Below are 9,143 nucleotides of genomic sequence, written 5' to 3'. Positions count from 1 at the left end.
GCAGGGGCGTCAGCCTTGTCGTGTCCGATGGTGAACTCGACCCGCTGCCCCGAGGGGTGGGTGGGGTCGGGGACGACGGTGAGGACGACGTACGCCTCCTTACCTTTCTTCTTGCCCAGCCACCAGGAGCGGACCAGGGGCATCTCGATGCCGCAGGCGGGGTTGGGGCAGGTGACGGTACGGGCCCAGATCCAGGCGATGACCGTGGCCTTGGTGCCGCCGGGGAGGGGGGCCTCGGGGTAGAGGTGGCCGATGCGCTTCTCGGCCTCCTCGCGCATCCAGGCACCGTAGGCACGCACGTCGGCGGCCAGACCCTCGGCGCCCTTCCAGGCGCGGATCTCGGAGTCGGACAGGCCGGGGTAGACGGGGGGCTGGTCGCGGAACTTCGGGGGGATCTCGATGAGCGCCTTGTTGATGAGGACGGCGACAGGATTGAGGTCGGAGGCGTGGGCCTCCAGGCCGAGCCGCTGGGCCTCCAGGGGGATGGTGCCGCCGCCGGCGAAGGGGTCCAGGATCGGCGGCGGGTTGCCGTTCGTGGACTTCAGGATCTCCTCGTGGGCCTCCCTCAGGAGCTTCTCGTCTCGGGTGTTCTCCCAGACGACGAGTCGCTTGATGAGGTGGTGCAGACGATCCCGCTCCTTGCGTTGCAGTTCCTCGGTGGGGAACTCCTCGGGCCGCGCACTCGGGTCGTCGACGAGCTGGGCGAAGAGGACCGCTCGGGCCGCCGCGAGCGGGCGCCGTGCCCACCACAGGTGCAGCGTGGAGGGGTGTCCGTGCCGGATGGACTTCTCGCGGGCCGACTCCCGGTTGATCGCCTCCAGCGGAAGCGCCACCTCGATCAGCTTCCGCGTCCGCACCACGAACCCGCCCCTCTACGCTCCCGACCCGGGTGGCCACCCAGCGTCGTAACTGAACATAGCGGCGGGTCCCTACACGTTCAGGGCAAACGGGTGCAGCGGTGTTAGAACGGCGTCCTTCCCTTGGCCCACGTCCTGGTCCAGTTGCCACGGAGGCCGGTGGCGTCGAAGTCGCCGAGATCGGTGGTGGCGAAGGGGTCGGCGAGGTAGCGGACCTCGTCGTACTGCGCCCCGCGTGGGTCGACGCGGACGAGGGCGAGCCGGTAGCGCGGAACGGCGTTCTTGCCGGTCATCAGCTCGTTGTGGGTGACGAAGAAGTCGGTGGCGCCGTCGACGCGGGCCTTGACCTCGATGCGGTAGGTATCGCCGTTGGTGTCGGTCGACAGGATGTCGAAGCCGGGGTTGTTGAACGCCTGCTCGACGGGCTGGCGGCCGAGTTCTCGCTCGCGCGCCAGGACCAGGTCGACGCCGCGGCGCTCGACCTCCTTGGTCTCCTTGGCGTGCATCGGCGCGGACGGCGGCAGTTCGTCTTCGAACAGGCTGACGGGCAGCACGAGGGCGGCGGTGACGAGGCGGGGTGGCTTGGTGGACATGAGCTGCTGCTGGTCGAGCAGCTCCAGGCGCTTGCGGAGCCGGCTGTCGAGCTCGACCGCCTTGCGGTTGAGGCTCTCCGACGACTCCTTGGGCTTCTCGCCCTTCTGCTCATTCTCCGAGGTGATCGCCGCCTCGAACAGCAGGCGCTCGCTCTCTGCGGTAAGTCGCTTCGTGACCAGGTCACGGGCTTTCGTCAACTCCGCCAGCCGGCGGGGCTGGACCTCGGCGAGGTACTCGGGGAGCCGGTTGGCGATGATCCAGCTCGTGGCTTTGTCCTCGGCCTCGGCAAGCCACGGAAGGGCACGTGCGGCGTCGGTCGCCGGGCTGGCGGGAGCGGCGACGCAGTCCAGGTACGGCGCAGGACCAGCGGGGCTGACGGTGCCGTAGCTGTCGACATAGGCGTAGCCGAAACGGCGCGCGACAGACTCTCCGGTGGCATCGGCGACCTCCTCGACGACGCCCACGAGCAGGTGTGGCTCTTCGAGGGTCGAGGAGACGAGCACGGTGCCCTGGTTCAGCGCGCCGCCGAACTGCCGGACAGTCTCGTCCATGACCGCGTCGTGGAGCGGGTGGCCGGGCGCGAGCAGGTCAGCCCGAGCGAGTCCGTCGGGCTGGACGTGGGCAAGGTCGAAGGTGGCGCGGTCGTACCTCGTCGCGATCGGCCCCTTGCCGGCCGAGCGAAGATGCTGGGGCACGTTCGCGATCTCGTAGCGCCCCCGCTCACGCCTGGCGATCCGGCCACCGAGACGGGTGAAGGCCGCCTTGAACGCCAGCTCGACGTAGTGCGGCTGGAGCCTCTTGGCCCGGGCCTCATCCATCGCTGCGCGGAGCCGCTGGAGGTCGGCCTCGGCGAGGTGCTCTGAGGCGAGCGCCCGCTCGTCGAGCAGGTCCTTGAGGCCATCGCCGACGCTGGCGTCGATGACCTCGTGCATCTTCGCCTTCACGTCGGGGCGCTCGCCGTACTGGATGGCGTCGAGCAGGAGGTCGCGCAGCGGGGTCTCGGTGAAGGCTTCACCGAGGACGTCGAAGACCTTGCCGCCGTAATCCTGGCGCATCTGGTCGAGCTTGGCCAGTAAACGGGTGAAGACTTCACCCTCCCGCGTATTGGAGGCCACGAGGTTCCACAGTCGGCAGATCTTGTCCTGGCCGATGCGGTGGATGCGGCCGAAGCGCTGCTCGAGGCGGTTGGGATTCCACGGCAGGTCGTAGTTGACCATCAGATGGGCAGCCTGGAGGTTGAGGCCCTCCCCGGCCGCGTCGGTCGCCAGGAGGATCTGGACGTCGCGGTTCTTGGTGAATTCCTCGGTGATCTGGCGACGCTCGCCGCGGCGGACGCCGCCGTGGATCGCCCTGACCGCGTCGGGCTTGCCGAGCAGCGAGCCGATCCTGGCCCGGAGGTAGTCGAGGGTATCGCGGTGCTCGGTGAAGATGATGAGCTTGCGCGGCCAACCGTTGGCGTCGGCGGTCAGCACCTCGTCCTGGAGGATGTTCGACAGCTCGGTCCACTTGCGGTCGGTGCCGGCGTCGCGGACGAGCTTGGCGGTCTTCACCAGCTCGGCCAGCTCGATCAGCTCGGCGTTGAGTTCCTCGACGGTCTGCGCTGCGGTGGCGGCGTCGAGCAGGTCCTCCTCCAGCTCCTCGATCTCCTCGGCGTTGTACCCGTCCTCGTCGATCTCGCCCAGGTCGACGGTCGGCTCGGACTCGCGGTAGGTGCCGTTGAGGATCTCCTGCCGTTTGCGCTCCAGGCGCTCGGAACGGCGGACGAGGCTCTTGTAGATCGCCTCCGGGCTGGAGGCGAGTCTCCGCTGGAGAACGGTGAGCGCGAAGCCGACGGTGTTCTTGCGCTTGCCGCCGAGCCGGTCGGCCCGGTTCATCCCCTCGCGGACGTAGTGGGTGACGTCCGCGTAGAGGGCGTACTCCAACGCGGTCAGCTCGTAGGGAACGGTCTCGGCGACACGTTCGGGGAAGAGGTTCTTGCCCTCGAAGGTAAGCAGCTCCTCCTTGACCAGGCGGCGCATGATCCCGCTGGTGTCCGTGGTCTTCTTCTGCCGGCCCTCGAACCGGTCCCTGTCGAGCAGGGTGAGGAAGAGCTGGAAGTCCTCCTCCTTGCCCGAGTGCGGGGTCGCGGTCATCAGCAGCAGGTGGCGGGTGATCTCGCCGAGGAGCTCCCCGAGCTGGAAGCGCTTGGTCTTCTCCAACTTGCCGCCGAAGTAGTGGGCGCCCATGCGGTGAGCCTCGTCGACGACGATCAGATCCCACTCGGTCTCCCTGAGCTGGGCCCGGAGCTGCTCGTTGCGGGAGAGCTGATCCATTCGTGCGATGAGGAGCGGGTTGGTCTCGAAGACGTTGAGGTTGACCTGGGAGTCGATGAGCTGGTTGGTCAGCAGATCGAAGCGGAGGCCGAACTTGAAGAAGAGCTCGTCCTGCCACTGCTCCACGAGCCCGCCGGGCGCGACGATGAGGCACTGCTTCACGTCGTCGCGCAGCAGCAGCTCCTTGATATAGAGCCCAGCCATGATCGTCTTGCCGGCGCCGGGGTCGTCGGCGAGCAGGAAGCGCAGCGGGGTGCGCGGGAGCAGCTCGCCGTACACCGCGCGGATCTGGTGCGGAAGGGGCTGCACGTCACTGGTGGCGACGGCGAGCATCGGGTCGAAGAGCCCGGCCAGCGAGATGCGCTGCGCCTCGGCCACGAGCTTGAAGTCGCTGGCGTTGGCATCGAAGGCGCGGCTGCCGGTCTGGGCGACGCTGAGCTTGTCCTGGTCCTTGCGGAACACGACCTGCTGGCCGAGGCCGCCGGCGGTGGTCTTGTAGGTCAGTTCGAGCGCGTCGGAACCGTGCCATTGCGCGGCAATGACCGTGATGACCTCGGCGGGGATGAGCCCGTCGACGCGCAGCCCTGGCTTGAGTCCCTCCAGCAGCACGACCGACCTCCCGATAGACAGCCGACTAACGCTACTGGAACGGTCCGACAGTCCGATGCGCGGCACCCGGATCCCGACCACCGACGCGCTGGCGGACCGGTGTGGGCTGCGCCCGCACCCCCGGCGGCCACGCCAGGCGCCAGCGGCGAGCGGTCAGGCCGAGGAGCCGCTCCGCGGCCAGCACACTCCCGACAGCCGGTAGCTCGACCACACGATCGCACGGCTGCTGTCGATGGCCGTGAGATCGGTCCGCCACGAGGGGCGTACCTGATCGAGGATGTCCTGGCTGCGGAGGTCGTCGATGCCGTTCCGCAGCCCCGCGACAGCCTTGCTGTGGGCATCGGTGATGTCGCTTCCGGAACTGAGGTAACGGTGGAACGTGACACCGTAGACGAGCGCCGCGACGTCATCGATCTCCCAGAGAGTGCTGACAACGGCGCGTGCGCCACGGGCCAGGAAAGCGCTGTCGAGGCCGCGCCACGCCTGAGTCGCCTGCCCGGCCACCGGGTGACGCGCCGTCTCGCAGGCGGACAGGACGACCAGTGACGTCTTCGTCAGAGGCGGACCGGCATGGACGCGAGCAGCGGAGAGCAGCGACTGACCTCGGGTGCCGCCGGCCAGCCACAGGCCGCTGGCAAGTGCATCGGGACGGGACCAGCCGTGTGCGGCGATGTGCGCGACGTGGGCATCCGCGACCGCGTCGAGTACCGTGGCGGGCCGGGCTGAGGATCCCTCCAGCAGCCGGGCTTCGGGCGCGATCATGGAAAGTGCGCGTGCCTCTTGGCCCGGGCCGTCGAGAACCTCTACTCCGAGATCCACCGGGGCGTCGGCCCCGCTCGCGGCCACCACGAGATCAAGATCGTGTGGACCCTCCTGCCTCGCCGCGAGGGCCCGGATAACAGCAGCGCTCGGCGCATAGCTGACTCGGTAGAGATCGTCGAGCGTGCCCCCGCCAATCCGGCAGGCATGGATCGGTATCGGTTCCAGAAGGCGGCTGGGCGAGAGCACCAGGTGGTGGATTTCGTTGCCCACCGCCTCGACGAGCGGAGAGATCAGTTCATCGGCCACCCAGTCGAGGACGGCGTCGAGGACTGCTGCTCGCTTCTCCAAGGACGCCTCCTTCTGCTGATCCAGCCAGAGTCCGCAGACGTTCCGGAGCCGAGCCACGCCGACCTGCCCGAGGCCGACCTTCCTCACCTGCGGCTCTTCCCTGTCATGAACAGTGACCAGGCAGGTGAGGTCGTCGCCGATCTCGGCGAGATGAACGAAGGCCCGGCCTGGCCCAACGACGCCGGCAGTGAGATCGGCAAGGTTGTGGCCGCGCTGCCCGCCGTGCGCCTCCTGTCGGCGTCGCCGGTAGATGGTTCGCGCGCGTGCCACATCCGAAAGAATCACGGCGTCGCTATGGCCGTCCGTCTCGACGGCGACCCTTTTCTCCTCTGCGGCTGCCAGAACACTGCGAGCCTCCTGGACGGCGCGCATCTGGTGTTCGTTCTCAGTCGAAAGATCGAGATCGAAAAGGATCTCCTCCGACTTGGCGCGATCTGCACCGATGAACATGAAGGGCACCGGGTCAGGTGCGAGAGAAAGAGAGAACAGCGGCGAGACGTCGGGATCGCTTTCCTCGACGCGCAGCAGTGTTTCGTCAACCTGGTCGAGGAGCGGCCGCAGCGCTTCACCAGGAAGCCTGATAAGCGCCCCCGCCAGATGCACCAGTTCCCGTTCGTCACGTAGCCGATAATAATCGAGCCGTACGCCGACGAGGGAAGCAACGAGAAGCTGGACCGCGCCGTACGGCTCATCCAGATGGTAATAGAAGGGTGCGAGCATCGCGTTTTGCCACTCACCGCGTCCGACTGCTATGTAGATAACGACGCGCCCATCCGCGCTATCCACGGTTATCCCGGCAAATCCGTCGCTAAGCAGGGTGGCCTCGGCTTCCTCCTCGTCGCTTTCAAGAACCACGCCCCAGAATTCGATCGGACCAGCCGCTCGCCTCAGAACGCGGGCCCCGAGGTCGAAGACCTCCGTGGCGACCCAGCCGGGAACCGTGGAAGGCGCCCCTGTCACCGTGCTGTCGGGGACGCTGTCCCGCGCCTGGTAGAGCCAGTGGTAGGTGTGGAGGTGCGCGTCGAGCCAGCGCCGACGGCGCAACGATCTTGAATCCTGGCTACGCAGGAGCGTCTGCTCGGGTTCGGTCAGGTCGGCCAGCCACCGCCGGCAGCGACGCCACGTCTCGGCTGCGATCGACCTCGCCTCGGCCAGTTGTTGCGGGCCGACCTCGACGAGGTCGGCGTTCGACCCCTCATCGGGCCAGGTGCTGAGCAGCTGGTGCAGTGCACCCCACATCACCAGGGACGTCTGACCTTCCACAAGCCACTCGTCCGCTTCCCGGTCACGCTCGCCGAGCTGCCAGTCGCCCGAGCGCGCTGTTCGGCCATCGCCAAGAAGCGAGTTCTCACGCGCCTTCACCGAATGCCGCAGCAGCTCCGGACGACGGGCAAGGCAGGCGAGGAACGCTAGGCCGCCCACCTGCCCACCTGGCGCATCGATCTCCATCTGGGGCGGGCTGACAGGGTGCGGAATCGGGTCCCATGGTTCCGCCACCATGGCTGCGATGACGCGCTCGTCGGTCAGCCCGAAGACCATGCGAAGGTGCCGCCGGGCCTCCTCCGCTCCGCGCTCGAACGCGATCCGCGGAGCGAGATAGAACAACATCGCTCCCAGCAGCTGGTCTGGGCTCCACCAGTCGGCGATCGGAAGTCCCCGCTTGCCCCACTCCACCCGGACCTGGCGGACCAGGTTCGCCGTCTCCGCCTGCCCGAGGTCCCCAAGAGCCCCGGATGCCACTAGACGCTCCACAATCTGCGAGGTGGTCATGGCGATGCTCGCGCTCCGGCAGATCCACGCCACCACGGCAGCCGCTCCCAGAAGTGGCCGATGACGCACCGGCACATACGCGTGGCTCACGCCTGCCGACGAGCCGGCCAGCTGAAGCACGTCTCGGCAGAGAAGGTCGAACCAGCGGCGACGGGCGAAACTCACCACTCACACTCCCCGTCCCCCGCCTCGACGGCAGGAGTATCTACTCTCCGCAGAGCTTTCACATCGGGCCATCCCACGGCGTTGTACGCTGTCAGGCGCAGAAGAGCCAGCGCGGCGGAACCATCGAGGGCAGAGTCCAGGTATGTCAGCCACCGACGCTCCCCCGCCATCGCCACCCAGCCCCGATTCACCAGCCTCTGGTCGAAACCCGGGGCCACGATGGTCCGGGCCCGGTGACTTCGGCCAGCCAGCCGCCTTCGACACCAAGGTCGGTGTCGCCGCGCCGCTACTCGCTGGGTTCTCCCTGACCCTCCTCGGCGTCATCGCGCAGGCACCCACATCGCTTCGGTGGCCAGGCGCGGCGATGCTGGCCATGGTAGTAGCTGGTGTGGCCTTCGTCGCGTGCGTGCAGTTCGGCTTCCACGGACGCGCCGTGCTCTACAGCAAGCAGGACGTGGAAGCCTGGGGCCGCATCTCGGATCTCGATCCCGACGTCGACGAGCATGCACGCGCTCAGGTCCAACGGGCCGACATGGAAACCTGGCCACGATGGTACCGGCGTTGCCAGCGCACCTACAACGCCGGCATTGTTTTGCTCGCCGTAGGCGTTGCCATTATCATGACACCGCCAGCTTCCTATTCCGCAGGCACGCCGCTGTCCGGCGCAGAGACGGGATGGCGGTGGGCCGGGTTCGGAGTGGCAATATTGGCCGCACTCGCCGAACTGACTGTCATCCTGCGGGACGAACACGCTAACCGGGCGCTACGGAACCGTACATCGGCCACGTGAGGTGAGAATTAATGTCCACAAGAGGCATGCCGAGTCTGCCACCACAATGCAAGCACAGCATTCCAGCGAACAAGTGCCCAATCTGCAATGGTTCCGGCAGCGACGACCGTAGGAATGCCGAGGGCCGACCCGGCGAGTCGGAGGAGAACCCGCCTCCAGGTGAACGGGGCCAGTAGAAGCACTCCGGGTCCGAACACAACATCCGCAGCAGGCAGGCGCGGGACCCCACGACAGGACCGGTTGCCGGCAGTCTTCGTGGCACTCCCCTTCAGGGGTGACCTACAGGTTCAGGTTCGCATTGGTGCTGGCTGGGTGCACAAAGCCCCCTCCGACCGGCGGACCAGCCCAAACCCGACACGCACTCCCAGGGAATTACATGATCGGAGTGAGGAATTACGTGACCGTCAGCCCCTCACGGCTGGGGAATTTCGTGATCGTCCACATCAAGAAAATGACGCAGCTCCCACCGGTTATTTTGCGACGATCCAGCCGTGGCGTCACCCTGTAGAAGCGAGTAACGCAGACCGATGCCCACCGGAGACATCGGCAAGCGCTGAGGGGAGATCGCTCAATGTCGGCACAGATACTCACGCTGGATGGCGAACGGCAGACGCTCTCGGACGAGACGGTCGAGGAGATCCGCACGATCTTCCGCGGGCAGGTTCTGACGTCGGACGACCTGGGGTATAACGACATCCGGGTCGTCCAGAACGCCATGCTCGACCGCAGACCTGGTCTGATCATCCGATGCACCGGGACCGCCGACGTCGTCGACGCCGTCAGCCTCGCCCACAGGCGGGATCTACTCGTCGCTGTCCGCGGCGGCGGCCACAGCATCGCCGGGACCTGCACGGCCGACGACAGTTTGATGATCGATCTGTCGATGATGCGGGGTGTCTGGGTCGACCCGGATCAGCGACGTGTGCGAGTGGCGGG

5 protein-coding genes are annotated in these 9,143 nt (G+C 67.2%); 2 read left to right on the top strand and 3 right to left on the bottom strand.

Features of this window, described 5'->3' with window-relative positions:
- The 3 genes from AC08OV_RS03980 to AC08OV_RS03970 form a co-directional block, all read right to left on the bottom strand.
- A partial coding sequence (locus AC08OV_RS03980; RefSeq protein ID WP_476619313.1) for a DUF1156 domain-containing protein occupies positions 1-860 on the bottom strand: 860 nt, incomplete at its 3' end.
- 101 nt (positions 861-961) lie between these two features.
- Entirely contained in the window at positions 962-4,372 is a 3,411-nt protein-coding gene (locus tag AC08OV_RS03975; protein ID WP_476612567.1) for a helicase-related protein, read from the bottom strand.
- A 153-nt stretch (positions 4,373-4,525) separates the two neighbouring features.
- Complete coding sequence (locus tag AC08OV_RS03970; protein ID WP_476619312.1) at positions 4,526-7,252, bottom strand: CHAT domain-containing protein; 2,727 nt, start codon at positions 7,250-7,252, stop codon at positions 4,526-4,528.
- A gap of 553 nt (positions 7,253-7,805) precedes the next feature.
- Here AC08OV_RS03970 and AC08OV_RS03965 point away from each other — a divergent pair.
- Both AC08OV_RS03965 and AC08OV_RS03960 read left to right on the top strand, forming a co-directional pair.
- Positions 7,806-8,207, top strand: coding sequence for a hypothetical protein (locus AC08OV_RS03965; RefSeq protein ID WP_462185798.1), 402 nt, complete (start codon positions 7,806-7,808; stop codon positions 8,205-8,207).
- Between the two features lie 571 nt (positions 8,208-8,778).
- Positions 8,779-9,143: FAD-binding oxidoreductase (locus tag AC08OV_RS03960; RefSeq protein ID WP_476619311.1), on the top strand; the 365-nt coding region annotated here is incomplete at its 3' end.

Source organism: Frankia sp. CeTa3Moorea, assembly GCF_978021225.1.
The sequence above is the reverse complement of the archived record's forward strand: the minus strand, read 5'-3'. Positions and strand labels throughout refer to the sequence as shown.